25 protein-coding genes are annotated in these 25,173 nt (G+C 43.5%); 12 read left to right on the top strand and 13 right to left on the bottom strand.

Annotated features, from left to right (window positions below):
* The first annotated feature begins 99 nt into the window (after positions 1 to 99).
* Positions 100 to 1,317: a glycosyltransferase gene (locus tag NCCP2331_RS05695; protein ID WP_153722169.1), complete on the top strand. Its 1,218-nt coding sequence runs from the start codon at positions 100 to 102 to the stop codon at positions 1,315 to 1,317.
* Positions 1,286 to 2,017 (top strand): HAD-IIB family hydrolase, encoded by a 732-nt coding sequence (locus NCCP2331_RS05690; RefSeq protein WP_251669171.1) that lies wholly within the window; start codon positions 1,286 to 1,288, stop codon positions 2,015 to 2,017. The genes NCCP2331_RS05695 and NCCP2331_RS05690 overlap by 32 nt, the downstream gene beginning before the upstream one ends.
* Positions 2,018 to 2,057: 40 nt before the next feature.
* Here NCCP2331_RS05690 and NCCP2331_RS05685 read toward each other — a convergent pair whose 3' ends face one another.
* Both NCCP2331_RS05685 and NCCP2331_RS05680 read right to left on the bottom strand, forming a co-directional pair.
* On the bottom strand, positions 2,058 to 2,618 hold the full coding sequence (locus NCCP2331_RS05685; RefSeq protein WP_251669170.1) for an integrase: 561 nt from the start codon (positions 2,616 to 2,618) through the stop codon (positions 2,058 to 2,060).
* Positions 2,619 to 3,766: 1,148 nt separating this feature from the next.
* Complete coding sequence (locus NCCP2331_RS05680; protein ID WP_251669169.1) at positions 3,767 to 4,219, bottom strand: KGG domain-containing protein; 453 nt, start codon at positions 4,217 to 4,219, stop codon at positions 3,767 to 3,769.
* 313 nt (positions 4,220 to 4,532) lie between these two features.
* Here NCCP2331_RS05680 and NCCP2331_RS05675 point away from each other — a divergent pair, with 313 nt between their 5' ends.
* Entirely contained in the window at positions 4,533 to 4,706 is a 174-nt protein-coding gene (locus NCCP2331_RS05675; RefSeq protein ID WP_251669168.1) for a hypothetical protein, read from the top strand.
* 89 nt (positions 4,707 to 4,795) lie between these two features.
* On the opposite strand, the gene NCCP2331_RS05670 is transcribed toward NCCP2331_RS05675, so the two are convergent.
* Both NCCP2331_RS05670 and NCCP2331_RS05665 read right to left on the bottom strand, forming a co-directional pair.
* Positions 4,796 to 5,530, bottom strand: coding sequence for a hypothetical protein (locus tag NCCP2331_RS05670; RefSeq protein ID WP_251669167.1), 735 nt, complete (start codon positions 5,528 to 5,530; stop codon positions 4,796 to 4,798).
* An 18-nt stretch (positions 5,531 to 5,548) separates the two neighbouring features.
* Entirely contained in the window at positions 5,549 to 9,388 is a 3,840-nt protein-coding gene (locus NCCP2331_RS05665) for an AAA domain-containing protein (protein WP_251669166.1), read from the bottom strand.
* A gap of 630 nt (positions 9,389 to 10,018) precedes the next feature.
* Between NCCP2331_RS05665 and NCCP2331_RS05660 the strand changes: the two genes are divergently transcribed.
* Both NCCP2331_RS05660 and NCCP2331_RS05655 read left to right on the top strand, forming a co-directional pair.
* Positions 10,019 to 10,216 (top strand): hypothetical protein, encoded by a 198-nt coding sequence (locus NCCP2331_RS05660; protein ID WP_153722175.1) that lies wholly within the window; start codon positions 10,019 to 10,021, stop codon positions 10,214 to 10,216.
* Between the two features lie 28 nt (positions 10,217 to 10,244).
* Complete coding sequence (locus NCCP2331_RS05655) at positions 10,245 to 10,484, top strand: hypothetical protein (protein ID WP_251669165.1); 240 nt, start codon at positions 10,245 to 10,247, stop codon at positions 10,482 to 10,484.
* An 89-nt stretch (positions 10,485 to 10,573) separates the two neighbouring features.
* Here the strand turns inward: NCCP2331_RS05655 and NCCP2331_RS05650 are convergent, their stop codons facing one another.
* Positions 10,574 to 10,882, bottom strand: coding sequence for a YunC family protein (locus tag NCCP2331_RS05650; RefSeq protein ID WP_251669164.1), 309 nt, complete (start codon positions 10,880 to 10,882; stop codon positions 10,574 to 10,576).
* Between the two features lie 406 nt (positions 10,883 to 11,288).
* On the opposite strand from NCCP2331_RS05650, the gene glnA reads away from it, so the two are divergent.
* From glnA to NCCP2331_RS05635, 3 genes are all read left to right on the top strand, one after another.
* Positions 11,289 to 12,623 carry a type I glutamate--ammonia ligase gene (glnA, locus tag NCCP2331_RS05645; RefSeq protein ID WP_153722264.1) on the top strand — a complete coding sequence of 445 codons (1,335 nt, stop codon included), beginning with the start codon at positions 11,289 to 11,291 and terminating at the stop codon, positions 12,621 to 12,623.
* Between the two features lie 102 nt (positions 12,624 to 12,725).
* Entirely contained in the window at positions 12,726 to 14,312 is a 1,587-nt protein-coding gene (locus NCCP2331_RS05640; protein ID WP_153722178.1) for an amidohydrolase, read from the top strand.
* A 48-nt stretch (positions 14,313 to 14,360) separates the two neighbouring features.
* Positions 14,361 to 14,858 (top strand): TspO/MBR family protein, encoded by a 498-nt coding sequence (locus NCCP2331_RS05635; protein WP_153722179.1) that lies wholly within the window; start codon positions 14,361 to 14,363, stop codon positions 14,856 to 14,858.
* Positions 14,859 to 15,841: 983 nt separating this feature from the next.
* Here NCCP2331_RS05635 and NCCP2331_RS05630 read toward each other — a convergent pair.
* Together NCCP2331_RS05630 and NCCP2331_RS05625 are read right to left on the bottom strand one after the other, a co-directional pair.
* A complete protein-coding gene (locus tag NCCP2331_RS05630; RefSeq protein WP_153722180.1) occupies positions 15,842 to 16,066 on the bottom strand; it encodes a hypothetical protein in 225 nt (74 codons plus the stop codon).
* A 91-nt stretch (positions 16,067 to 16,157) separates the two neighbouring features.
* Entirely contained in the window at positions 16,158 to 17,210 is a 1,053-nt protein-coding gene (locus tag NCCP2331_RS05625; RefSeq protein WP_153722181.1) for a YsnF/AvaK domain-containing protein, read from the bottom strand.
* Between the two features lie 143 nt (positions 17,211 to 17,353).
* Here NCCP2331_RS05625 and NCCP2331_RS05620 point away from each other — a divergent pair, with 143 nt between their 5' ends.
* Together NCCP2331_RS05620 and NCCP2331_RS05615 are read left to right on the top strand one after the other, a co-directional pair.
* Positions 17,354 to 17,761, top strand: coding sequence for a YugN family protein (locus NCCP2331_RS05620; protein WP_251669161.1), 408 nt, complete (start codon positions 17,354 to 17,356; stop codon positions 17,759 to 17,761).
* A gap of 5 nt (positions 17,762 to 17,766) precedes the next feature.
* Positions 17,767 to 17,970, top strand: a complete 204-nt coding sequence (locus tag NCCP2331_RS05615) for a hypothetical protein (RefSeq protein ID WP_251669159.1) — start codon at positions 17,767 to 17,769, stop codon at positions 17,968 to 17,970.
* A 29-nt stretch (positions 17,971 to 17,999) separates the two neighbouring features.
* Here the strand turns inward: NCCP2331_RS05615 and NCCP2331_RS05610 are convergent, their stop codons facing one another.
* The 3 genes from NCCP2331_RS05610 to NCCP2331_RS05600 are packed head-to-tail and all read right to left on the bottom strand — an operon-like array spanning position 18,000 to position 21,679.
* On the bottom strand, positions 18,000 to 19,100 hold the full coding sequence (locus tag NCCP2331_RS05610; protein WP_153722184.1) for a mechanosensitive ion channel family protein: 1,101 nt from the start codon (positions 19,098 to 19,100) through the stop codon (positions 18,000 to 18,002).
* A 3-nt stretch (positions 19,101 to 19,103) separates the two neighbouring features.
* Entirely contained in the window at positions 19,104 to 19,424 is a 321-nt protein-coding gene (locus NCCP2331_RS05605; RefSeq protein WP_251669157.1) for a hypothetical protein, read from the bottom strand.
* A 47-nt stretch (positions 19,425 to 19,471) separates the two neighbouring features.
* Positions 19,472 to 21,679 (bottom strand): YhgE/Pip domain-containing protein, encoded by a 2,208-nt coding sequence (locus NCCP2331_RS05600; protein ID WP_251669155.1) that lies wholly within the window; start codon positions 21,677 to 21,679, stop codon positions 19,472 to 19,474.
* 123 nt (positions 21,680 to 21,802) lie between these two features.
* On the opposite strand from NCCP2331_RS05600, the gene NCCP2331_RS05595 reads away from it, so the two are divergent.
* On the top strand, positions 21,803 to 22,489 hold the full coding sequence (locus NCCP2331_RS05595) for a hypothetical protein (protein ID WP_251669153.1): 687 nt from the start codon (positions 21,803 to 21,805) through the stop codon (positions 22,487 to 22,489).
* 125 nt (positions 22,490 to 22,614) lie between these two features.
* Here NCCP2331_RS05595 and NCCP2331_RS05590 read toward each other — a convergent pair whose 3' ends face one another.
* The 3 genes from NCCP2331_RS05590 to NCCP2331_RS05580 all read right to left on the bottom strand — a co-directional run bounded on the left by NCCP2331_RS05590 (position 22,615) and on the right by NCCP2331_RS05580 (position 24,043).
* The gene (locus NCCP2331_RS05590; RefSeq protein ID WP_251669151.1) at positions 22,615 to 22,896 is read right to left on the bottom strand and encodes a colicin immunity domain-containing protein; all 282 of its coding nucleotides are present in this window, start codon (positions 22,894 to 22,896) and stop codon (positions 22,615 to 22,617) included.
* A 64-nt stretch (positions 22,897 to 22,960) separates the two neighbouring features.
* Complete coding sequence (locus tag NCCP2331_RS05585) at positions 22,961 to 23,536, bottom strand: GNAT family N-acetyltransferase (RefSeq protein WP_153722189.1); 576 nt, start codon at positions 23,534 to 23,536, stop codon at positions 22,961 to 22,963.
* Between the two features lie 141 nt (positions 23,537 to 23,677).
* Positions 23,678 to 24,043 carry a CHY zinc finger protein gene (locus tag NCCP2331_RS05580; RefSeq protein ID WP_376776801.1) on the bottom strand — a complete coding sequence of 122 codons (366 nt, stop codon included), beginning with the start codon at positions 24,041 to 24,043 and terminating at the stop codon, positions 23,678 to 23,680.
* A gap of 88 nt (positions 24,044 to 24,131) precedes the next feature.
* Here NCCP2331_RS05580 and NCCP2331_RS05575 point away from each other — a divergent pair, with 88 nt between their 5' ends.
* On the top strand, positions 24,132 to 25,157 hold the full coding sequence (locus NCCP2331_RS05575; protein ID WP_251669149.1) for an NAD(P)H-dependent flavin oxidoreductase: 1,026 nt from the start codon (positions 24,132 to 24,134) through the stop codon (positions 25,155 to 25,157).
* The last annotated feature ends 16 nt before the right edge of the window (positions 25,158 to 25,173 follow it).

The following is a 25,173-nucleotide window of genomic DNA, read 5'->3' as shown; positions in this document are numbered from 1 at the left end:
ACATTCTAGGTTTGAATTACGAGATATAGGGAATAACATAAAGGCATTGATACCAAAACTATTTAAGATCAACATAAATATTGAAAGGAGAAAAAAGACTTGTATAGAAAAATTCTATTTATATCTGACCATGGCGATCCTTTGGAACCACTTGGCAGTGAACAGGCCGGCGGACAGAATAATTATGTTAAACAGCTGGCATTGGCACTCGAAAAAGAAGGTTATGCTGTTGATGTTGCCACTCACTGGAACAGTCTTTCTACTCCACAAATCGAACATTTCGGCCAGGCATGCCGGGTGATCAGAATTGCCGCAGGAAAGCAGGAATATGTTCCAAAAAGCAAGCTGTTCAGCATGATGCCTGATTTTTATCAAGAACTTGTCAACACAATCCCCCTTGAATCCTACGAATTAATTCATACACATTATTGGCTTTCCGGTTTAGTAGGCTCCTTCATTCAAAAAGATTACCAGATGCCCTGGATCCATACCAATCATTCATTGGGCATTGCAAAGAAGGAAGCAACCGGTGATTCAGACGCATTGCGGTTGCTGACGGAAAAAATGATCCTCAGCTCTGCAGACCATGTTGTTGTCACTTCCAAAACTGAGAAAGAATTGATTTCAAAATTTGTGGACAAGCCTTCAGATATCCAAGTTATCTCAATTGGGGTGGACAAGGCATTCCGTCCTTCTCAAAAGCGGGCAGGAATACGGCCTTACTTCGCTTTTGCCGGACGGCTTCAAACAACAAAAGGAATCTATACTCTCTTGAAAGCTTTTAAGCTGCTTACTAAGAAAGAACGCTTATCTTCACATTCCAAGTTAATTATCGCAGGAGGAGGTAAAGATTGTATTGATCAGCGCAACCATTTACCTCACAGTAAAAAACTGCGTTCAGCACTGAGAGGCATTGAACACAGAGTGAAGTTCATAGGACCGCAAAGTCAAAAACAGCTGGCTGTGTTATTTGAAAACTCCATAGCAACCATTGTTCCCTCGTATTATGAATCATTCGGAATGGTAGCAGCGGAAGCGCAGGCTTGCGGCAGCCCCGTGATCGCTTCAAAAGTAGGAGGCTTGCAGGATGTGGTAAAACACGGGCTGACCGGGCTGCACGTAGAACATAAAAACCCGGAACAGCTGGCGGAGGCGATGGTCACTCTCCTGCATAATCCAGCCTACACAAAAACATTGGGACTGCGTGCAGGAGTTTATGCACAGCAAGAGTTCAATTGGTCAGTATTAGCTTATAAAATGGCCAATCTATATAAAGGAGCATGTCATGAAAAGGAAGGATTATTTACTGGCAACTGATTTGGATAATACATTAGCGGGAGATCCGCTTGCACTTCAAGGTTTGCTCAACTTTTTCAATAAAGAAGAATTGGATCCTGCCCTCATTTATGTTACGGGCAGACATCTGGATTCTGCCTTGGAGTTAATGGAAAAAGAGCAGCTTCCGGCACCTGATTTATGGATTACAGATGTAGGGACAGCTATTTATGATGCTGATACTCTGACAGAAGATACAGAGTGGCATAATCGAATAAATGAAAACTGGCAACCTTCTGCAATTCTTCGTATGGCAAAGAATTTTCCCGAGTTAAAACGGCAAGAACTGCCTCACTCAAAACGCATTTCATTTACAGTCGAACCCGGGAATTCTAAAACCGTCCGGCTCTTTCAAAAAAATCTGGAGCTGGAAGGCATTCCACATTATTTTGTCTTCAGTTCAGATCGGGACATTGACCTTTTGCCCGAGCATAGCGGGAAAGGTCAGGCAGTAGAGTACGCACTCAAGCGTTATGCAGATCCATCAGCTAACGTGTTGCTGGCAGGAGATTCAGGTAATGACGCTCAAATGTTGTCACTGCCGTTTCCTTCTGTGATTGTCGGCAATGCACAGCCCGAATTAAATGATCTTCCTTCTCATCCACTAATTTACCGATCAACTGCTCATTTTGCGGGCGGTATCCAAGAAGCATGGGAACACTATCACATGCCATCATATTAAAAAAACCAATTGGATTCTAGCGGCCAATTGGTTTTGTTACTTATAGTCTTGAAATATCTTCTGTCTGATTCGTAAGTTTTTTATAATAACTTACATCTTCTTCGTAAACCGCTTCGTAAGTTGCCAGGCTGTTTTTCCGAATTTCCTTAAAGTGTGCAGGATCAATTAACCTAAACTGATCATTTAAACAAGCTGCATTTTCCCATGCAGTTTCTTCAAACACTTTATTCATTTCATCTTCTTCTATCAGCATAGCAAGCAGCTCAGCATTTTTATAAATTTCACTCATTGAATAACTTTTTCTCATTGTAAAAATTTCTATTGTTCTAGGCAGCGAAGCTTCTAACGCTTCCTGATCCATCACATGCCCCAGTTCATGCAGAGTAATCGCTTGGACATAGATATCTGCTGAACAAAATGCCGCCATTTCCTTATGTGCTGACGCCAGACGTTTAGGATCGTAACCTATATATTTACCTATAAAATTATAACTCATGTTAATTCCGTCGCTTACTTCACGAAGAGGAATATTCATTTGAACTTTTTCCATGACCCCAGCAATTAATCCTTGTAAATGATTAGAAACTAATTGATTATTCATTCTCGTACTTCCCTTTTTTCTCTATTTTTATTTTACTGATATAATAGTTTAGCCTTTACTAGTAGTATATACTTATGCTTTATTTTTTTCAATATGAATTCCTATTAAGTACGAAATTAGACACATGTTTGATGAGTAACAAAATGAAAAATGGGTATGTATTGTTAAAGTAGTGCTGAAGACTTTTATTTTAAAAAGGACAAGATACTAATTATATAAGTTGAATTAATAAACCTGCTTTCTATAAGTCACTTAGTACCGTTGATTTCCGTTCCAGGCGGACGCGTGTCTTGCGGGCCCGCGGTGAGCCAAGCGAACAGCGAAGGGTTCGCTTTGCCGTGTTTCTGCGCTCTTTGCAGAAATTAAGACAAACTGTGCTCATAACGCTACGCTTTTATTCGCAAAAGCCTTTCTTCGTAAAGGCTTTCGCTCCCGCAAGTTGTCTCACCTGTCGGGCTGATCCTCCAAGAGTCGCCTAAAACCAGTGCTCCTAACGCTGCGCTTTTACTCGCAAAAGCCGTTCTTCGTGACAGCTTTCACTCCGGTACACTGGCTGGTGTTTCAATATTTTTTGTGTGAGTGGCATGTATGAGCATACTATTTGAGACTGTCATAATAGGTATGGTGTTCATGCAATGCTTAGTATACTGCAAAGGCTTAGATTCTGGTGATCAGTGCGTTTGCAGAGTCGAGAAACGAAAACTATAGCAACGAAATACGCACTCTGCAAAAAAGCAGCATATTATACATTCTACACACCAGCGAAGGTGCAACTGCGGGGTCGGCCGTTGCTAAGCGAACAGCGAAGGGTTCGCTTTGCCGTACTTTTGCGCTCTTTGTAAAAGTTAAGGCAATGAGGCACGTTCTTCGCCAGTAGGCTTATAGCGTAAGGCAATCCCCCAGCGACGAAGCGAGTTTAAACTGCAAACTCACACTTCAATTAAAATCCCTACAAAGTCGAGAAACGAAACCCGCACATATTAAATCCACACACTACCAAAATGCAGCAGGATTTTCGCAATACGCAGGTGACAGGTTGTCAAGAACAGATTTCGGCGTAGACTCAACACAAAAAAGAGTATTCTCAAATCGCTGCAATCGATTTAAGAATACTCTTCTAATTAACGTTCTTCACTAACTTCATCAACTTACTTATTATTTCGGCTTTTGCTGTTGTTGTCATTGTTGTCGTCATTTTTACGTTGTCTAGCGCGGGCTTCTCCGCCTTTGCGCCCAGCTTCTTCACGGCTCATTTTGCCGTCGTTATTATTGTTGTTATTATTGCTGCGGCTGTTGTTGCTGTTATTCCCGCCGTTATTATTGCTTTGTTCCGCTCTGGCTTCTCCGCCTTTACGGCCAATTTCTTCATAGAACTCTTTGTCATGATTTTCGGAAGTCGCTTCTCCGCCTTTACGCCCGATTTCCTGATAGAATTTACGGTCGTGATTTTCAGCAGTGGCTTCGCCGCCCTTACGTCCAATTTCCTCATAGAATTCACGGTCATGATTTTTAGCAGTCGCTTCTCCGCCTTTGCGGCCCGCTTCTTCCAAACTCATTTTGTTGTTCTGATCGTTGTTGTCGTTGTTGTTTCGCTTAGCCATGTATAACTTCCTCCTATGCATTTTATGTTTTGTTAGCTCGTCGACAAGCTTAGTAGTTATATTCCCAATTCACAAACTACTAAACAAGTAAAGTGCCTTTTTTCATATTTTAGTGACAAAGATTCATGATATGGATTACTTTGCCTAATTATAAATATTACCAATTTCCCTGTAGTTACAGAAGAGTGTTAGGCCGTAAGTTGCTTGAGACAAATGTTATCGTTCTCTTACACCTTTTTTAAAAAACTTTGCATAAACCTTTCATTAACAGCCACTTTACAATGAGACGTTTATTGAAAGGAGTTGTGAGAACTTGGGAAGAGACGACCATACGAAAGGCAGCAATAATTCCAGCTCATTACCACAAACACCGAAGAATCAAAAGATTGCACCGAAGGATATGAAAGAAGAAATCGCTAAAGAACTGGCGGAGCTTCGCAGCAACCCGAAAAAATCGACAGACAGCAATCGAAAACGCTGGCCCTGATCCTTCCTGGAGTTACACTTTTTTGTTTTGGGATCAATAAATAAAAAAACCGCTCGAAAATTGTCAAAAACGACTTTCGAGCGGTTCTTTTAAGTTGCCGACGCTTTTTCCAGGTCTATCAGCTTTTCCAATTTTTCGTCCCATTGATCAAGCAACGTATTCCATACCCTTGTAAACCGCATATTTTCTGATCGATTATAAACGGAGAACTCAATACATAGAATTAGCTGTTTCGAAATATGGACAGCTGGATTAATTTTGTCGAGTACAATCTGCAGCGGACCCTCTGACATTTCTACTCCGGCTGAAAGAAGAGCACTTCGCAATAGTTCTTCATGGAGACTTTTCATTTTATGTTTCTGCTTTTTCGCCAGACGAAACGGTTCAATTTTTGTTTTGATCAGATCTTCTTTTTCTTCACATAGAATATTTTCATGGCAGGCACTGTAATACATGATGATTTCCTTTTGCTCAGGCGCCTGTTCATAGATGCCTGACTGCAATTGTTCCGCTCCGTTTTGCGTAAGCTCGAAGACACCTTTACGTTTACGAATCATGTCTGCCCGTTTCATTTTCTCCAATAAATCCTCTGCAAATAAAGAATCGACGGCGAGAAAGTCCGCAACCATCTTGGGATCAGCAATTGGCAATTTATCTATCGTCAGCAGCATCATTTTCATGAGAATATCCATAGTAGTACGTTTAATTGTTGTATACGAAATATTGACCGTCTCTACCGGTAATCCCCATCTGGAAGACTTTTCAATCTGCAGATTCGGCTGCTGCTGGATCTCTCTCTGCAATTTCTTTTGCAGCGAATCCATGCCCTCACCTTCCTTTCCTTATGGCTGTACGTTTCTCAAGCCGCCTTGCTGTTGTACAATTTCACGAAGTCGGCTGTACATATCACGTGTAGATTGATTCCTTGTCCGCACAGCGAACATTTCCGAACTCCCTACGATGATCAGCAGTTCCCGGGCCCGCGACAGTGCGACATTTAATCGCCGGTAGTCTTTTGCAAACCCGATATCTCCGCCTGAATCACCATGATTCCGGACAAAACTCAAAATGATGATATCCATTTCCATTCCTTGAAACTTATCGACCGAGCCCGTTCTACAATGAAGATGTTGCGGCCGCAGCTCCTGCTGCAGCATGCGGTCAATTTGTTTTACTTGCTCGCCATAGAAACTGATGACTCCGACACTCTTCAAATCGTTCTTATCCATTCGGCCGGAACGTTTCGCTTCTTCTGTTGCCTTCTCGGCATCCAAAAGAATTTTTCGGACAAGTGTTAACTCCGATTCATTAAACCGACTCGTACCGCCTTTTACTTTATCTTCGTAGAATGCAGGTTCATTCGGCGTATCAAACCACAATAAATGATCGCCACGCGTAATCAGATCGCTTTCCAACAAGTGATCACGAAGTTCATCCGAATCAGGCAATCCACACTGCAATTCATAATTTCCTTCTTTATAGAAAGGAGAGATCGTCTGCATAATATTTTCGTGCATCCGGTATTGAATGCTGAGCATCGTTTTATTCTGCTTCGGCAGCGTGCGGAATAACCTTTCAAATAAAGATTCATTCAGCAGCTTTTTCATTTCACGCTGCACATCCGGATCTTTTTGCTGATCCACCAGCTCGTCCATTGTTTCCTGTCCGACGAGCGGCGGCAGCTGATGATGGTCTCCCACAAGGATTACCTTCTTGCCTTTTAACATTGGCAGCAGCAATTCGGGCGGTGTGGCTTTGGAAACTTCATCGATAATGACGACATCGAATTCGGGATATTCCTCCATGAATTGTTTCGATGCTGATGCAACACATGTTGTGCCGATCACGTTCGCATGTTCGACATAGAGTTTTCGTATTTCATCCTGATCATAGTCATTTGCTTGCTGCAGAAGCTGCTCCCATTGCGCCTGTAGTTCCTGCAGGACAGGGAGATGTTGCCGTTCTGTATTTAAAATTTCCATTTGTTGTACTGCTGTTTCCAATGCAGCTGTAACTCGCTTCAGTTTCTGTTCGACTTCGGGGTTCAGCTGTTCACGGAGTTCATCAATACTGGTTTTCAGCTGCATATTTTCGTCTTGCCGTTTCTGAAGCTGTTGTTCCAGTTCACTGATTTGCTTTCGCTGCTCTTCCAGCGTCTGTTGTGTCCCGGCAGAATTTTGTTCACAAGTTACTTTCATTTCAGTTAGCAGAGTCAGTTGTTTCCTCTGCTCCCCGCACTCCGAGACAGCTGCTTCCATCGTGCTGATTTCTTTTAACAACTGCTGCTTTTCCCAATCAATATCCGGCCGCGGGTGTTCATTCAGCCACTCATCCAGAAGCCGCTGCTTTTCAGCAAGCTGTTGTTGAATACGTTCTGACTGTTGCTGAAAATATTGTTGATCCCGTTGAATATTCTTTAGTTCTGAATCAAAAAACTTCAGAACTTCCTGCTTAATTTCAGCAAAGCGCTGTTTGGCCAGTTGTTTTTGCTGCTGCTGAATTTCTGCGCCTTTCATGCGGACTAATTCTTCTTTGCTGTAAAAAAAAGACATACCCTGGGCGATTGTTTGTAGAACTTCTGTTTTAGCTCGGGATTCCTCCTGAATTTGCAGTGTATTTTTCACTGCCGGCTTAATCAGGAATCTTCCAAGCCGATCAATCATTCCATGCATTTCCTGTATGGTCTTAAAATCATCTGTAGACTTTTTTTCAATCATATGGATTGGAAAACGATGTTTCTGCAAAAGCTGTTCCGTTTTTCCAATCGCAGTCTGAAACCGTTCATAAAGTTCTTTCCACTCCTGAAACTCATAAGTGAATTGTCCTGTTTCAATTGATTTAATTAACCGTTGCAGTTCATTCATTTGTAAAACGAATTGTATCGGTACATCTATCGGCTGATCAGACAGCTCTTTTTGCAGCCTGTCCAATTTACTGATCGAAATGATTTGTTCATTTGCCGCATGCAGTCTGTTTTCACGCTCTGGAATAGAAGCTGACTCATCCTGTAACTTGTTCAGCTGGCCTGAAAGTTGCTGCAGGTTCGACATCAGCTCCGCATATACACATAGTTGTTTTAGCTTTTCCAGTTCATTCTGCAGAATTGCCAGCCGCTCAGTCAAACTGCTTTCTGTCGGTATAGCTGACAGCTTCATTTGTAGCTGCCGGATTTCCTGCAGCTGCTGATCTAATTTTTTTTGAGTCTGTTCGGTACTATTCTGCTGATCTGATAATTTTTTTGACAGCTGATTCAGCGTATACTGTTTTGCAGCAAGTTCTGAAGTCTGTGTTTCCAGCTGTTGTGTTAATAAGTTTTGTAATTCTAGCTGTTCCGCAAGCACCGTTTGTTCTTCGCAGTATTCGACACTTCTTTGTTCAAGCTGCTGAACAGTCTCTGATAGTTCAAACTCTTTCTTCTTATACATTTCACGCGTCGTCTGAACGGTGTCCAATGTTTCATTGCGCCAATGTAACGCCACATTCTCCTCAATGAACCGCTTGCCCTCTTCTTCAATACTTTCGGAGCGCCCATAACGGAGAATTCTGGTCTTCGGATCCGTCAGCAATCGACCAAGTGCATTATCTACCGCTAGATTCGACTGAGAGGCAACGAGTGTCCGCAATCCCGCTTTAACGTTCTGATAACAAATTTCCGAAATGACGGTCGTCTTGCCTGTTCCCGGCGGCCCTTGAATCACATATAGATCATGAGCCTTCATTGCGCCAGTAACCGCTTCTCTTTGGAATGCATTAAGATTATTATGAAACTCCAATATAGGCTGCTTATTATTGATCTGCACTACAGGACGCTCTTCAAATAAAATCTTCTCTAAATTGGCATTTGCAGCCAGTCCGTCCTGTAAATCTTTGAAGCCTCTCCGCAACCTTCTGATTTGGCTCAGTTCCGCAAAATTTGTCAGTACTAGTTTTTTATTATGTACCGGAAGCCATTGTTCTTTCCGTGATTGCTTCTGAAAACGCTGGTTCAGTTCAACGACAATGATTCTCTGTGACTTCTGAATATCGATCACTTTACCAATTTCCGCGGAAAGCTCCAGCACTTTTACACTGAAGCCTCTCAGCTGCCGCCAATTCTTCGACTGCAAATCTTTACAATGAAGATGCAGTTTCGTAAAGTCACTATTAAAACTTGCCTGGCTGAATGTGCAGGAGAGATCCTCGACATCTGCATTTTTTTCAGCAATCTGTAAATAACCTTCCCAGCTTTCAATCCGCTTTTTGACATATTCCGAACGCTCTTCTGCTACAGGCAGCTCGCGCATACTTGTATAAAAATGGATGGGCAGTGCCAGTCCAGATTTATTCAGACGGAATTTTATCAGTGTATGCAGTCTGCGGTTTGTCTGAACAGGTTCTTTTGCTCCCCGGACATAAAAACCCGTCGCGACAAAGCCGTCCGGTTTTAACACACATTCCATGACGGCAACACGCTCTGAAACTGTCTTAGCAAATTTTTCATTTGTTTTCGGATCAAAATAAAGTGAATAAGACTGGTTGCCCTGCCGGTTAGCCGGTTTTTTCTCAATATATAATTCGAATGCCGTCTCGGATGACACGAGCGCCTGTTCATTTAAGAACCATTGCTCAATACCTTTGCGGGCATTTTTGGTAATCTCAAGACCGCATGATATGGTTTCGATTGTATTTGTTACCGTCATCATACTAATTTCTTTCTATTATATGGCTGTTTGACAGTAAGATGGATGTTCATGCTTTTCCCTGTCGATTCATTGTTCAAAGCTCTCACCTCAGTCCTATATTATAGATGATATACTGACGAACCGCGAGTATGAAAAAAGCTTTTGAACTTTTTAAATGATTTTAATATAGATGTTTAGATTCTTTTGGGCCGGGGTATAGTATGCATAACAAGGCAAACCGGCAGTTGAAAAAGGTTAGGAAGAAGAACAGCCTTTGATTCTGCGGGAGATGCACAGCCTTGGCGGAAAATTTTCTTTACTGGCAAGAGGTACGCTCAGGTGGGGAACTTGTTTTACAGTTCCACTGGAAAGACAGGTTTACCAGGCAGTATGTAAGAGGTTTTTTGTGCAAGTGCAGTTGAAAGAGCTGCTTTTCAGCAGTGTCCAAAACATACGGCAGGGGTACTATCTCAGTATGTTGTAGTACGAAACAAAAATTTTCCGCATATTAGTGAGAAAGGTCAATCGGAAGCCGGCAGTTTCGGCAGCTGATTGACCTTTTCTTTTCCCTTGTAACATATTTGTATTGTTTAAATCGAATGAATACGGGAAAACAGGAAGTAAGCAATCACTACAGAGGAGGAACTTTCAATGAAAAAAAGAGCAGCATTAGCGGCAATCGGATTAGGAGCGGCGTACCTGATGAGAAATAAGGATTCACGCGATAAACTTGCCGGTCAATTTGATGAATTCAATAACACACCGATGCGGGGCGATCGTTCTCGCACAAGCCATACGGATACTCAGCACGAACGTAAAAAAGGCTTGCTCGGCAATTTATTCAACTGATCGATTTTACGATGAGGAGATGATGTTCATGAGAAATGACAAAGGTGAAAAAGTGTTTACTGATAAAGACCGGCCTGATGCAGAAGGACCTTATATGGATAATCCTGAAAACTTAAAGACTGATAAAGAAAGCATCTACGACATGCATGAAGATATGCAGACTGTTGACGCTATTCCGCTTGAAGATGTACGGATGGAAGAAGAAGAGGAACGCCACCACAGGCGGACCAAAGACCGTTCATCAAGTGAAGAAAAATATGAGCATTGAAAAAACGTGAGGAGTCCTGCTCCTCGCGTTTTTTAGTTGACCGCCTACATAGCTAAAAGTGATAACACAGACACGCGACATGGTACCTGTTACTGCTTCATCTTCAGTAATGCATCTGTTCCGGTCATTCCGGCAGTGATGCCGAGCTGTTCAGCTTCCAGCGTAACCGATTCCAGTGGTGCCGCCAGCAGCTGTTCAATCGTTTTTACTCCGACTGCCCGGCCGGCGATGATTTTCCTGTCCGCCAGCACACTGTTCAGCAAGCCCACGTCAAGTGCTCCGCACATAATATAACCGGTGTCATTCGATACGGTCAGCAGCGTTGTTTTAGGTAATTTTACCGTTACAGCCTGAAATGTATGTCCATCAATTGTAATTGTTTGATTGTCAATCAACATACCCGCCCCTTTCGCTTTCAGTATATGAAGAAGCACGGCAAATGTTTCATGAGAAGAGTTATTTATTGACTGTTTGAATATGGACAGTCTTCCTTTTCGCACTTGATAGTAGTTGAATAAAAAGAGCTATGCTGTTTCAAAGCGCTCTAAGTTGCGGCCGCAATCCATCGGCAATTAGGCTGAGTAAGTATTTCAGGATTCATTGACATTTTTTATCAATGAATGGTACTAAAATACAAGTTCTCTTAACGGTAACTTTTTAATATCGTCTGAAATCAGAACTTAAGTCTTGGTTTTCTTTCAAAAAATAGAAGAAAACTCTTGTGTTTTTATTGGCGTTTGCCGTATTATAGAAAAATGTTGCGAAGATGATTCGTTTCAAACAATTCATAAGGAGAGTGGTATGATGGGAAGCATTACAAAAGAAGACATTTATAAATTAGTGGAAGAGCAGAATGTGAATTTCATTCGTCTTCAGTTTACCGATATTTTTGGCATGATTAAAAACGTAGAGATCCCGATCAGCCAGCTCGAAAAAGCCCTGGACAACAAGATGATGTTTGACGGATCGTCTATCGAAGGATTTGTACGGATTGAAGAATCGGATATGTATTTGGTTCCTGATTTACACACATGGATGGTATTTCCCTGGCCTTCTGGCAAAGGCCGGGTTGCACGTTTAATCTGCGATGTCTACTTAGCGAATGGCGAGCCGTTCACCGGAGATCCGCGCGGTAATTTGAAACGTGTCATTCAGGAAATGAAAGACCTCGGGTTCACAGATTTCAACTTAGGACCTGAGCCAGAATTCTTCCTTTTCAAATTGGATGAAAATAAGCAGCCGACGATGGAACTGAACGACCATGGTGACTATTTTGATTTAGCACCGATGGATTTAGGTGAAAACTGCCGCCGGGACATTGTACTGGAACTGGAAGAACTCGGTTTTGAAGTGGAAGCATCACATCATGAAGCTGCACCCGGACAGCATGAAATTGATTTTAAATACGCTGATGTGCTGACGGCTTGCGATAATATCCAGACGTTTAAACTGGTGGTCAAAACAATGGCCCGCAAACACGGGCTTCATGCCACTTTTATGCCGAAACCGCTATACGGCGTCAGCGGTTCGGGAATGCATTGTAATGTGTCGTTATTCAAAGACGGAAAGAATGTATTTTTTGATAAAGCAGGCGAACGTCAATTAAGTGTAACAGCCTATCAATTCATGGCAGGCGTCCTGGATCATGTGCGGGGATTCACTGCAATCACGAATCCGACGGTCAACTCGTATAAGCGCTTAGTTCCTGGATACGAGGCACCTTGCTATGTCGCCTGGTCTGCACAGAACCGCAGCCCGTTGATCCGCATTCCTGCATCACGCGGTATGAGCACTCGTGTCGAAGTTCGTTCTGTAGACTCGAGCGCCAACCCGTATTTGGCGATGGCGACTATTTTAAAGGCGGGACTTGACGGAATTAAGCGAGAGCTGCAGCCGCCTGCACCTGTGGACCGCAATATCTATGAAATGAAACCTGCAGAACTTGCGGAAAACCATATCGATATGCTGCCAACTGACTTAGATCACGCGCTAATTGCTTTATCAGAAGATCCGATCATACAGGAGGCACTCGGCAAACATATCTATGCAAACTTCACGGATGCAAAACATAAAGAGTGGGAAAGCTACCGAATTACTGTACATCCATGGGAAATAGAAAGATATATGAAAATGTATTAAGCAAAGCGACTGCTGCGGCGGTCGCTTTTTTCTATGCAAAATCGCTTCTATTGTTCATTCGGCGGCTGCAGTTTACTATAGTAGATACAAGGAGGAATCGGCATGAAGACGATTTGGCATAATGCAGTATTTTATACGATGCAAAATGAGGGACATACAATAGAAGCACTTCTGACAGAAAACAGTAAAATACTTACAACCGGTTCCTATGAAGAATTACGAATACATGCAGCTCAAGAGATCGACTTGCAAGGAGCAGTTGTCTTCCCCGGTTTCATTGATAATCATATGCATATTATCGGCCAGGGTGAAAAGCTGCTGAGGCTGGACCTTTCGCAGGCTGCTTCCTCAGAGGAATTAATGCAAATGCTGCGCGGTGCTTACAGGAATCTGCGCGAAGATGAGTGGTTCATTGGAGAAGGTTGGGATGAACAAAATTTTCCGGATAAGAAGATCCCCACGCGATGTGAGCTTGATTCCATTACGGATTCCCCGATGCTGCTGAAGCGCACGTGCTGGCATGCGGCAGTCGTTAATTCGAAGGCCCTGGAACTTGCGGGCATCACAAAAGACACCCCGGATCCCGAAGACGGGGTGATTGAACGTGATGAGAGCGGTGAGCCGACAGGGCTGTTGAAGGAAAGTGCAATGCACCGGGTTCTTCAGTTATTGCCTGAGCCGTCTGAATCCTATGTGACAAAAGCGCTTCGTACTTCGGTTGATCATCTGCTTTCCGTCGGATTAACGGGTGTCGTCACAGATGACTTAGGCTATTATGGCAGCTACCAGACTCCTTTGCAGGCATTTAAGAATGTACTGGGCGGAGAATGCAAATTCCGCGTACATCTTCTGCGGCACTTCAGCGTTTTTCAGCAGCTGATGGATGACCGTGCCACCTATAATGAACCATGGGCGGAACCCGGTGAGATGAAGTTTTTCATTGATGGAGCTTTCGGAGGCAGCACTGCTTTACTAAGCTCGCCTTATGCGGATGAGCCTGATAACATTGGCACCACTGTCGTGACAGATGAGGAACTGGAAGAGCTTGTGAAACTGGCACGAACTTACGGCGAGGCGGTCGCTATACATATGATCGGTGACCAGGCGGTTGAAAAAGCACTGGATGTGATTGAAAAACATCCTGCACCTGCAGGCAAGCGTGACCGGTTCATCCATGTCTGCCTATTGCGTGACGACTTGGTAAATCGAATGGCGAAACTCCCGATCGTCCTAGATATCCAGCCGGCTTTTGTTCCTTCAGATTTTCCATGGATAGAAGATCGTCTTGGAACACACCGAATGAACTGCGCCTATGCCTGGAAGCGTCTGATTGACCGGGCTTTCATTGTCGGGGGAGGTTCTGACGCGCCGATTGAGGACCCCAGTCCCCTGCTCGGGATGCACGCCGCCATCGAAAGACGTCAGCCCGGCGATCAGCATGATGGCTATTTGCCGAATGAAAAACTCAGCCGCTATGAAGCTGTACAGTTATTTACTTCAGGAGCTGCCGCCACAATTGGAAAAACCGATTCGCGCGGGCGCATAGCAGAAGGTTTCGACGCCGATTTCACCATACTTTCTGAAGATTTATTTACAGTACCCGTGGACAGAATACCAGATATCCCCATTTACATGACGGTCGTTGCCGGTGAAATTATGTACAGAGCAAGTGAAAAATCCGGCAGCTAGTTTAGTCCCGTGCTGTTAGGGAAAACTTCCTTAAAAGGAGGTTTTATTTTGGAACTGTTGAACGTAAATGGGACAACTGATTGGAAAAAGCTGACGCGCAATGTGCTGATTCCTGTAGTCGGCGGGTCGATTGTGGGCTGGCTGGCAAACCGCAATACGCAGGAGCAATATGCCAAACTGGAGAAGCCTTCATTTTCTCCTCCTGGATTTGTATTTCCCGTCGCATGGACGGCGCTTTATACGCTGATGGGGGTTGCAAATTATCGTGTGGAGGAAAAACAGGCACGGCGGAAGCAGAATGACTCGGCTGTTCCACTGTATGATGTACAGCTCGGACTTAACTTTCTGTGGTCATTCCTTTATTTCAAATGGAATTTGCGCGGTACCGCATTAATGGAAATGACCATTTTATTGGGCGCGATTGCTATGACGGCTTACGAGTTCAACAAAACAGACCGTACAGCAGGCGCTTTGATGGTGCCGTACATCGGCTGGGTGCTGTTCGCTTTGACACTGAACTATTCTACTTGGAAATTGAATAAGTGAAGGAATGGAGCTGTCCGGAAAGTTATTCCCGCCTAACTTTTCGGACAGCTCTTTTTTAGGCTCTTCACCAAAACATGTGCTTGACAGTCTATTTCATGAGCAGTTTGAAATTTGCTGGGATTACGCAGTATAGGATGGTAAGTGGGTAGGAGACCATTTCCCTGCGTTCCAGGCGGACGCGTGTCTTGCGGGCCCGCGATGAGCCAAGCGAACAGCGAAGGGTTCGCTTTGCCGTACTTTTGCGCTCTTTGCAAAAGTTAAGGCAATACGGGGTTCCTTCTACACGCTATTTTCGCAAGCTCCCGCAAGTCGTCTCACCTGTCGGGCTGATCCTCCCCGAGTCGCCTAAAACCAGTGCTCCTAACGCTACGCTTTTACTCGCAAAAGCCGTTCTTCGTGACGGCTTTCACTACGGTGCACTAGGCTGGGGTTTCAAGACTTTTTGTGTGAGTAGGCGGTATGAGCATACTATTTAGGCCTATTAAGATAGGTAAGGTATTTCATGCAATACTTATTATTCTGCAGAGGTTAAAGTTCTTGTGATCAATGCGTTTGCAAAGTTGAGAAATGAAATCACACGCACAAAATCTCACTCTGAGAAAAAGCAAAATGATATAGATACACCACGCCAGCGAAGGCGCAACTGCGGGATAGGCCGTTGCTAAGCGAACAGCGTAGGGTTCGCTTTGCCGTATTTCTGCGTTCTTTGCAGAAATTAAGGCAGTGGTGCATGCTCTTCGCCAGTAGGCTCATAGCGTAAGGCAATCCCCCATCGCCGAAGCGGGTTTAAACTGCAGTATGATTTTTGCAATACAGGCATGACAAGTTTTCAAGAACCGATTTTGGGCAGACCCTCTTTTTTATATGGATATATTTTTTTGTATGCGGTGAAAAATGAGGTTTGGCACGCTGCTATACCTGTTCTAATCCCACCAAAAAAAGACTGTCCTGAAAGGAATTTCACTTCCAGGACAGTCTGTGATTTAATAGTTTCTGTTCATACGCTCTGCTGTCTTATAGGCATCATACATACCCCAGATCCAGACAATGGGATAAGTGATAAAACCGATGAGCACAAACATGAGTAGTGCATTAATACTTTGCAGGATAATGAGCAAAATACCTTTTAGTATTTGTCCATTGTAAATTTGTCCGACACCAGTCCAGAAAAAACTCAGCACTGCGGCGATACCTGGATGCTTCAGCATGCCCTCGTCTCCTTCCCGGCTGTTTCTTTCATTCTATCGTATAGGAAGGAGGGATGACAAGCTGAATGTTTTGCTGCTCGAACTCTCGCTGTTATAGACGGTCTCTATCCAATCGATTTTTATTCAGAGGATCATTATTTAGAGGATCTGTATCTAAATGATCTCCATCTACCTCGATGTCTCCATCTTTTTCAAGATGCACTTCTTCGCGTCTGACCGTTTCGTGAACTGTTTCCGGCTCTTCCACCTGATGTTTCTTCAGTACAATTTCTTCTGTAACTACGGGTTTTTTCGTAACTTCCACATGCTCTTCCGTAATAGGAATTCGAATGGTCTCGTCATCTTCTCTGAATGCGGCTGTATTATCCAGTGGAGAGTTAGTCTTATCGAACTGTCCTCCATCCGTTACCGGTCTGCGTTCCACCGTCACTTCTTCATGCATGACATTGACATCGACAGAACGCGGCTCTTCAACGACATCTTTTTCAAGTCGGACTTCGCCTTTTCGGACGCGCTGCTTGTCCACCTGTAAACGTTCTTCATGCAAGCGCATACGTTCTTCTTCGGTGCGGTTATCATGCAGCGTATCCGCGGAATAATCTCTCGGACGGTCAAGCACTGCCTCGCCGCCTACTTTGCCATACTCATCATCCGCACGCAGAGACTGATCCGGCAGCGTCTTATTTAAACGGTACGCAGGATCTCCGCCGTTTAATTCCTGGTCAGTTACACTCAGCCCGTTAGCCCCGAGATTCACGTCCGTGCTGTTTCTTTCCAGTCCGTAAAAGTCTGTGTTTTCCATATAGTGACGGTTGGCTTCTCCTGAATCTACATACAGCAGCATGCCGCCGTTTTCAATTTCTCTGTAATAGCGTTCGGTATCTTCCTTCCCAAAATCAAGGCTATCAACCATGCGGTGCACGTGGTCCTCTCCCGAAATGAAGCCCATAAAGCGATCCCACCATGAGCCGTCCGCTGATTTGACTTCTGCGGATGTGCGGCTGCGCAGCATGGACAGATGATCATCATCCTTCACTACTACATAGATATCTTCATCAGACCATCCTTCATTATTCAGTTCTTCTACTCGGTTCATCAGTTGTGTCTCATCGTGGTACATTCCAATATAACGTTTTTTTGACATGTTAGTTTTCCTCCTAGAATTTTTTAGCTTTTATTCTTGCTTTTCTTATATTACCCCCTTGACAAAAACGAAAACATTTGATTTTTATTTTTATGTATAAATGGCCGGCAAGATGGAATTCTAGATAGAAAGGGAGTGATTAGATGCTCGAATTAAATACCGCTATAGAAGGCAGAATGGCTTCTTTCGGGACTTTGCGGGATCGTGTCGTGCAGAACGGCTATCATTTTGGCGGCGGCTGGGATTATCACAAAGGCAGTTTTGATTCGATATTGCACAGAGAAGGCGGTGAAACGATTTATCTGCGTGTTCCTTTTGAAGTATATGAAGGGGAACTGGATGACTATAATACGTCTATCAAGTTCAGGAAACCGTATGTCATCAAGCATGTTGTCAACACTGGACTCGATAAAGATGCCAGTTCGTTGGTCAGCGGATCGTTTAATCAGTTCCAGGAACCGCTCGACCGGGACGCTCAAATTCATGATAAAAGCCGTTGGGAAACTGCTGGGGAATTTGCGATTGAAGAGTTTTTGCAGCACTTGGAATAAAAAAGATGAAGGCAGCCGCTTGCACGCATATAATTAATAGTATGAGCGGTGACGGAGCATATATGAGCGGATGGTCTGCCCGGTATGATCATGCAGGCTGGCTGAATGATCATTTGCACAGGATGTACGAGCGCCCGCAGCGGCAGTATGATCACTTGCAGGAGTTCTATGATCATTCAAAGTATAAATCAAGAGAAAAGGCTGCCTGAAAAGTCCAATAGACTTTCAAGGCAGCCTTTTAATTGTCCGGTCGCCATTCTGCCGGGCCGGCCGGTTTCTCATCTGCAGCTTCTTCCAGCTGCGCTTCATGCTCAAATATCATCTTCGCGATTACTTGGCGGATTTTGTCCTCCACCACCTGCTTGGCGCGCAGGCTGCGAACGGGAACTTCGATTACCATTTCCACGCTGTCGCTTCCCAGATTCGTATAGCGAACGGCAGGTTCAGGCTGTTCCAGCACTTCATCCAGCGGCAGTATATACTCATGCAGCAGCTCTTTCAGTAAGCTGCTTACCTTCTCTGTGTTGCTGGTGTATTTTACGTTCAACTTCACATCAGCAATAACCAGTTTGGAAGAACGGCTTTTAATGATCTGCTCAATAAAATATTGATTCGGCACAATGAGTGTGCCTTCCCTTTCCACCGTCACATCCGTAGAACGAAGTTTGATCCGCTCGACTTTCCCGACGCGTCCTTCTATCTCAATATATTCTCCCACTTCAATTGGCCGTTCAAACAGCATAATGATGCCGGATACGAAGTTGGCAGCCACGTTTCGGATTCCAAAACCTATTCCCACACCTAATGCGCTGAACAATAGGGCAAATGTCGTCAAGCTTAAGCCGACAATCCGGAAACCAACGACAATACCAATGACCATAATCAAATAATACAGCAGCCGGTTCACGGTATACTGCATGCCTTTTTCCACTTCCATACGTTCATAGAAATAGGGCATGACATGCACGGTAACCGCTTTTGCCAGCCGGTTCGCAAAGGTGATCACCAGGATGATCATGATAATCAGAAACAGCGAGATGCCCACACCCTTTGATTGATAAAAAGGTGTGAACAGCCATTTCTTCTTTGAAAAAGTCAGCAGGAATAAAAAGATTGAGCCGTAGAGGGCGACCCAGTTTGCCAGCGACTTGATAAACGGCACGACATGCTGGCGTGCCCGGGAAGATGCCGATAATTTATCGAGAAGAAAGAACAGCAGACTCTTCCCAATAAAAATTAGAAGGAGATACAGAAAGAATAAGTAAATTTCCTTGCTCGTCAGCTCTTTCATAATCGTCAAATCAACAGGTATCGTCAGAAGGGCAAACTCGTAAATCATCGCTTACTCCTTCAGTTCTCGAACTTTTTCCTTCATTGCTTCCGAGCTAAGCACTTCTTTCGAAATTTTTTCATAAATGGGCTGAAGTCCATTCGTCAGCTCCTCCAGTTCTGCAGCTGAGTAAAACAGGAATTCGAAATATCGGGAGCCGTCGTCTGTTTCGATTAAAATATCCAGCACTTGCAACGGTTCCCGGCCCGCTGTGTCTTCGTCCGACATAATCGGTTCCTCCGCTGCATAATTGCCCTGATAAATCCATACTGTCCCTTTTTGCACTGATTCTGCAAACGCCAGCAAATCATCTGCATTGTCTGTCTGCTTCATCTACATTCCTCACTTTCCGCTTTTTACTTATCCTTCCCTTTTGGAGTTTAATGAAACAAATCTGTCTCACGTGACTTGGCAAGCAGCTGATTCGTCGCTTTATTCACTTTTTGTTTCAATAAGTATCCAAATGCCAACATAATAATGCCGACAACCATCAGGAAAATCAGATCTTTTACAGCCCGTGCCCACACAATTCCTCCCACGGCTTCCCGCATGAGATCAATCGCATACGTAAACGGCAGAAATGGATTAATCCATTGGAAAAACTCAGGCAGCAGCATGATCGGATACGTACCGCCGGACCCTGCAATCTGAAGGACGAGCATCACGATAGCCATTGCTTTTCCCACATCGCCGAATACAGAAACGAGGGTGTAGACGATTGACATGAACACCATGCTGATCAACATGCCGAACAGTATAAATAGCACGGGAGCCTCCACAGTGACACCCAGCAATACGATATCCCCGACTGTCACAATAAGCGACTGAATCAGTCCGATCAAGCCGAAAGTAAAGAATCTTCCTATATAGACTTGTTTTGCTGTAAACTTTCCTTCCCGGTGGATATCTGTCGATAATAATGAAATCAACAGAAGACAGCCAACCCAAATGGCAAGCACAGTATAGAATGGCGTCATCCCCGTCCCGTAATTCTTAATGGGAAATAATTTATTTTCATTAAGAATGATCGGCTCCTCAAAGAAGCTTCTTTCTGCCTGCGGGTCATTTCGCAGCAGCTGGATGATTTCATTGATGTCCGTCTCACCCTGAATACTTTTAATCCTGCTGGCAAGCTGGTTCACTTTACTGTAGACATACGGGTATTCATTGAGTGCTTTCTCCACTTGCTGTTTACCGTTGGTCAGATTCCCATCCGTATCCACAAGTATCCGCTGAACTTCCGGTATTGTTTGTTGCACTTCTGTCAGCAGTTTTTTTGCCGTGCCCAAGGTTTTGATGGCCTGCGCAATTTCCTGCTGAACGAACGGCTCAATCGTTTCAGTGTATTCTTTCAAAAAAGAATCTGCTTTCACCGATGTATCCGCGGCAATTGCCTGCAGATCCTTGACTCCATTTTTCACCCGTTCCTGCTCGTCCTGCACCAGTGAATCAATCGTCCTTGCATTCGTCTGGATTTCTGTCATCTGATTTTTCATGTTTTCGATTTTCTGTAAAGATGCATCAATAGGAACAGTAATAGCCGGCGGTTCGGGATCAATAACACCTGTTTGCTGGTTTTTCGCTTCATTCAGCTGCACCGCTAAATCCTTCACCTGGTTGAGATCAGCCTCGAGTCCACCCAGCTTTTCTATACTTCCCGTCACCCGTTCATCCAGACTTTTCTTTGCGCGGTCCCACTCTGTAAAATCGAGCTCGGTCTGCTGGATTTTTTTAAGGAACGCATTGGTTTCTTTCGTGATCTCCGTTATTTTTTTCAAATCTGCTTTGATTCTCGGTGCCGCAGCTTTCAACTGCTGCTGTGCAGCAGTCAGCTGACTGAGCGTGTCATTTACCGTCTGCAGTCCCTCTGAAGTCGTTTGCTGTACTTCTGGCATCATTTTCTGCGCCTGATGAATAATTTTCTGTGCAGAACCTGCATCCCCCGCAATCCCTTCCAACGTCTGATGAATACCGGGCAGTTCTTTTTGGATTTCAAATACATAATCCTCGAACTTTTTAATATCCGGCAGATCCTTTTCAATTTCAATACCCAGTTCATTGAATAAATCAAGCACTACACCGTTCACTGTGGAAATGAAGCGGCTGCTCACTTTATCAACAATGACGGAGGCACCTTTCTCCGTAATCTTGGGGGCAATGGAATTGAGTTTTTCATTGACGTAATACTCGATTTCCGCCTTTTCTGGCTCTCCTGAGACAACCGTTCCGAGTTTTTCTGAAAAATCTTTAGGAATAAAAATGGCAGCAAAATAATCACCGTACTCTACCCCATCCATCGCTTCCTCGCGGGATGTAAATGTCCAGTCCATATCTTTATTTTCTTTCAGATTTTGTATCAGCTGGTCGCCGACATCAATTTCCTCCTCACGAATTAATGCGCCTTCATCTTCATTGACGACCGCCACCGGCAGCTTATCAGTCCGCGAATAGGGATCCCATGCCGCATAGATATTCAGCCATGCATATAAAGACGGCAAAAAAGTCAAACCGCCGATCAGAATCGCGGCCACCCAGTTCCTGCTTATATTTTTCAGATCCATCTTAAATATATTCCAGCTAACTTTCATTGACTTCCCCTCTTTCTTTTACTTCTTGTTATTTGTTACTATACCCATATCCCGGCTATTCAAGGAAAATTAGTGTAACTTTTATTAAAAAATTGCGTCTCCTAGTTAAAGGAGTGAGGCCGAATGAAAAAGCGGATGATAATTGCTCTGACTTTATTGCTTGCAGGCTGTTCTGGAGGTCAACTTTCCAATCCTCTGCCTTCCCCGCTGAACTCTGCAATTGACTGGGTAGATTTTGTGAAGTGGAATGACACTACCTATAGTGCAAATTTCGAAACAAATGAACGTAATCTGGATTGGGAGACCGGAGAAGAGATCGGAAAAGTGAAATACATGCTGAACGGGCATGCGGGAGCAAATCATAAGTCGAAAAACGGAGATGCAGCTTATTTGCCTAAAGGAACGCAGCTCTATGAAATAAAAGGCTATGACCCGGCATTTCGGATTTTTGCAGATGGCAAAGTATATGAAGTGTCAGATGCCGGAAACTTTGGAACAATCGGCGACTTCCTGGATATAGAAGGAAAAGTGAAGCGTGTAATTTTGCAGAGTGAAGAAGATTTATCGTTGGTTGGTGAGTTTTCTGAAGAACATGCTGCAGAATTTATCAAGGAACTGCTAACGCTTCCATATAAAGAGGAGTATGAATTATTTGAAGGAAAACGTGTTTTCTTTGGAATAGAACTGGAAGACGGTTCCATGACAAGATCATTGTATTGGCCCGCAACAGGCTACATTACGTATGGAGGAAAAGCTTCCGGCAGGATGAAAGAAATTTTTGAAGAGGAAATGAATGTGGCAGACTACTGATAGAAAGAGACTCTTCTGAAAGGAATGAGATGCCGTCATAATAACTCTTTACTCTATTCCACTGATGAAATCGAGGCCCCTTGTTACAGAAACATTCCTGTTAGTTATATAACATTGAATAAGAGCTAAGGATTATTCATCACTTTATTTAGTTTAACAAGTGCTTCACTTACTTCTTTTCTTAGTTGATGTTCGGATATTTCAAAAGAAGTTTCTTGCCCAGGGAGACATTCGTGCCAATAGCAATCAACTGCTTCAAAAACTCCATTTAAAATTTCAAACAGGATGTTATCCATTCTTTCTGTCTCATTTTTAAATGTATATAGATAGTTACGTTCAAAATCTTCAACAGTAATCAGCCCGTTTACAAAATCATCTATTAACATCTTGTATTTATAAGCAAACATTTCTCTACCTCTTTTAATAAAAAAGAGCAAACCAGCTTACTGATTTGCTCTCTCATTTATTTGTTTAAATTAACGTCTCTTCCCATTCTTTTCTTAGCAAACCCATGACAAGAATATCATGGTACTTACCAAATCTAAAAAGCTCTTCTCTAAAAGTGCCTTCTAACTGAAATCCACATTTTTCATAAGAGCCAATAGCTCTTTGATTAAAACCAAAAACTTGAAGTTTAACCTTATTTACATTCATATAATTAAAAATAAAGTTAAGCAAAACTTTCATTGCATCTGTTCCATAACTTTTCCCCTGGAAGTCAGGACCAATCGAGATCCCAACATGACAAGTGCCATTGTTCCAGTTAACCAAATAAACAGCTATAGTTCCAATGAATACTTTTTCATCTTTAAGTTCAACGGCAAACATATAGTCATCTTTCTCAGAGCTAATTTCTCCAAGAAACTTTTCATGATCTGCTTCAGTTGGTGGAAATGGAATACCATCGTTCATTAGCAGACGACTTTCCATTATGTCCTCAACGTTAGAATAGCTCTCGTAATCCTCTTTTGTAATTTTGCGCAAGGTTACTTTTTTTCCTGTTAAAAAACTCTGTACATGTTTCTTGATCAATTTAGATTCCCCCATTTTTCAGGGGTCGCAGTAAAGGGGTTATTTTTACTGTACCCCTGTGACGTTTTGTTCGATTATATCTGTGAAAACGTCTACTACAATGTTCGATAACATAGGCTAATCTCCCTTTTTGTAATAATTCAAATATACACCAAGTTAATGGTATGGATCAACTTCTATCAGTTTCTTCACACTATGACCTGGCTCGGTTGCGGCAAAATATAAATTTCTATGTAAACTGCAGCCCGGATTAAACCCTGAACGGCAGGACGGGCATCGATGATGGCTGTTTATGTATTCATTGACTGTCAGTTCATGTCCGCAGCTTCCGCAAAGCACCGCTTTTTCATCGAATTGCTCAACTGGCCAGACAGCATGATCTCCACAGCCCGTTTCTTCATGACAATCATAACAGGGATAGTAGGTTTTGCAGCAGTAAAACTTGATTGCTATGCGATCTGCCTCCGTATGAAAATGTACACATCTAGTTTCTTCATCTATCAGTAGACCATGAACTTCAATTTCCAGCTCTCTCACTTGGTATCCACCCACTTCATTTGATACACTTAATCATAACATGAAAATTATGACTTCTTAGGAGGAGAATTAGTTGCAGCAAACTTTAACTGATCTATCAAAATATCCTCTCGTACAAGCGCCTATGGCAGGCGTGACGACACCTGAGTTTGTGGCTGCCTGTTCAGAAGCAGGTGCACTGGGTTCTATCGGAGCCGGCTACCTATCTGCAGAAGAAACAAGGCAGTTTATCCAGAAAGTGAAACAGCTGACTTCCAAACCATTTCAAGTAAATTTTTTCGTTCCTGAAAAGACCGCAGCAAGTGAAGATCAGATTAGAAAAGCGATTCAGGCATTGGAGCCGATTGCGGATCAGCTCGGGCTTCACGTTGACAAGCCTGTATTTTCATCAACTGAGTTTAAAGATCAAATCGATGTGATTATTGAAGAAAAAGTTCAAGCTTGTTCATTTACTTTCGGACTCCCCCAACAAGCAATCATTGACAGATTAAAACAACACGAAATCTGCCTCATTGGAACTGCCACAACCATAAAGGAAGCACAGCAGGCAGAGCAGGCCGGTATGGACGCAGTCGTTCTTCAAGGAAGCGAAGCGGGCGGCCATCGCGGCTCATTCAGTGGTGATCTGGAATTAGTGCCGCTGGATCTGCTGTTGGATGAAGCCCGCAAGATCATTCAAATTCCGATAATTGCTGCGGGCGGTATTGCAACAAAAGAACAGATTGACCGTTTGCAGAAAGTAGGAGCTGCAGCTGTACAGATTGGTACAGTTTTGCTTACGGCAAATGAAAGCGGCGCCAACCCGCATTATAAAGAAGCCCTTCTGCAAGCCGAAGAACAATCTACCGTTTTGACAAAAGTATTTTCAGGTAAATTGGCACGCGGCATAAAAAATTCTTTCATTAATCAAATGGAGAACTCCCCCATTGCGCCGTATCCGTTTCAAAATGATTTGACTAAACCGCTGAGGAGCGCTGCTGCAAAGCAAGGGAAATCAGAGTATCTGTCATTGTGGGCCGGTAAGAATGTGCATCTGTGCAGAAGAGGCAGTGTAAAAGAAATAATCGAGGAACTGGCGCATACTCACACAGCTCCCTAATAGTTATCAGAATTAC

This window comes from Sporosarcina sp. NCCP-2331, assembly GCF_023707945.1.
GTDB classification, from domain to species: domain Bacteria; phylum Bacillota; class Bacilli; order Bacillales_A; family Planococcaceae; genus Sporosarcina; species Sporosarcina cascadiensis.
This window is presented reverse-complemented; position numbering and strand designations above follow the sequence as displayed.

What these genes read in the sequence shown, in the direction of transcription:
- NCCP2331_RS05690 (WP_251669171.1), top strand. Translation starts at nt 1,286, where the DNA reads ATGAAAAGGAAGGATTATTTACTGGCAACTGATTTGGATAATACATTA.
- NCCP2331_RS05685 (WP_251669170.1), bottom strand. Translation starts at nt 2,618, where the DNA reads ATGAATAATCAATTAGTTTCTAATCATTTACAAGGATTAATTGCTGGG.
- NCCP2331_RS05680 (WP_251669169.1), bottom strand. Translation starts at nt 4,219, where the DNA reads ATGGCTAAGCGAAACAACAACGACAACAACGATCAGAACAACAAAATG.
- NCCP2331_RS05670 (WP_251669167.1), bottom strand. Translation starts at nt 5,530, where the DNA reads ATGGATTCGCTGCAAAAGAAATTGCAGAGAGAGATCCAGCAGCAGCCG.
- NCCP2331_RS05665 (WP_251669166.1), bottom strand. Translation starts at nt 9,388, where the DNA reads ATGATGACGGTAACAAATACAATCGAAACCATATCATGCGGTCTTGAG.
- NCCP2331_RS05660 (WP_153722175.1), top strand. Translation starts at nt 10,019, where the DNA reads ATGAAAAAAAGAGCAGCATTAGCGGCAATCGGATTAGGAGCGGCGTAC.
- NCCP2331_RS05655 (WP_251669165.1), top strand. Translation starts at nt 10,245, where the DNA reads ATGAGAAATGACAAAGGTGAAAAAGTGTTTACTGATAAAGACCGGCCT.
- NCCP2331_RS05650 (WP_251669164.1), bottom strand. Translation starts at nt 10,882, where the DNA reads ATGTTGATTGACAATCAAACAATTACAATTGATGGACATACATTTCAG.
- glnA (WP_153722264.1), top strand. Translation starts at nt 11,289, where the DNA reads ATGGGAAGCATTACAAAAGAAGACATTTATAAATTAGTGGAAGAGCAG.
- NCCP2331_RS05640 (WP_153722178.1), top strand. Translation starts at nt 12,726, where the DNA reads ATGAAGACGATTTGGCATAATGCAGTATTTTATACGATGCAAAATGAG.
- NCCP2331_RS05630 (WP_153722180.1), bottom strand. Translation starts at nt 16,066, where the DNA reads ATGCTGAAGCATCCAGGTATCGCCGCAGTGCTGAGTTTTTTCTGGACT.
- NCCP2331_RS05625 (WP_153722181.1), bottom strand. Translation starts at nt 17,210, where the DNA reads ATGTCAAAAAAACGTTATATTGGAATGTACCACGATGAGACACAACTG.
- NCCP2331_RS05620 (WP_251669161.1), top strand. Translation starts at nt 17,354, where the DNA reads ATGCTCGAATTAAATACCGCTATAGAAGGCAGAATGGCTTCTTTCGGG.
- NCCP2331_RS05615 (WP_251669159.1), top strand. Translation starts at nt 17,767, where the DNA reads ATGAAGGCAGCCGCTTGCACGCATATAATTAATAGTATGAGCGGTGAC.
- NCCP2331_RS05610 (WP_153722184.1), bottom strand. Translation starts at nt 19,100, where the DNA reads ATGATTTACGAGTTTGCCCTTCTGACGATACCTGTTGATTTGACGATT.
- NCCP2331_RS05605 (WP_251669157.1), bottom strand. Translation starts at nt 19,424, where the DNA reads ATGAAGCAGACAGACAATGCAGATGATTTGCTGGCGTTTGCAGAATCA.
- NCCP2331_RS05600 (WP_251669155.1), bottom strand. Translation starts at nt 21,679, where the DNA reads ATGAAAGTTAGCTGGAATATATTTAAGATGGATCTGAAAAATATAAGC.
- NCCP2331_RS05595 (WP_251669153.1), top strand. Translation starts at nt 21,803, where the DNA reads ATGAAAAAGCGGATGATAATTGCTCTGACTTTATTGCTTGCAGGCTGT.
- NCCP2331_RS05590 (WP_251669151.1), bottom strand. Translation starts at nt 22,896, where the DNA reads ATGTTTGCTTATAAATACAAGATGTTAATAGATGATTTTGTAAACGGG.
- NCCP2331_RS05585 (WP_153722189.1), bottom strand. Translation starts at nt 23,536, where the DNA reads ATGGGGGAATCTAAATTGATCAAGAAACATGTACAGAGTTTTTTAACA.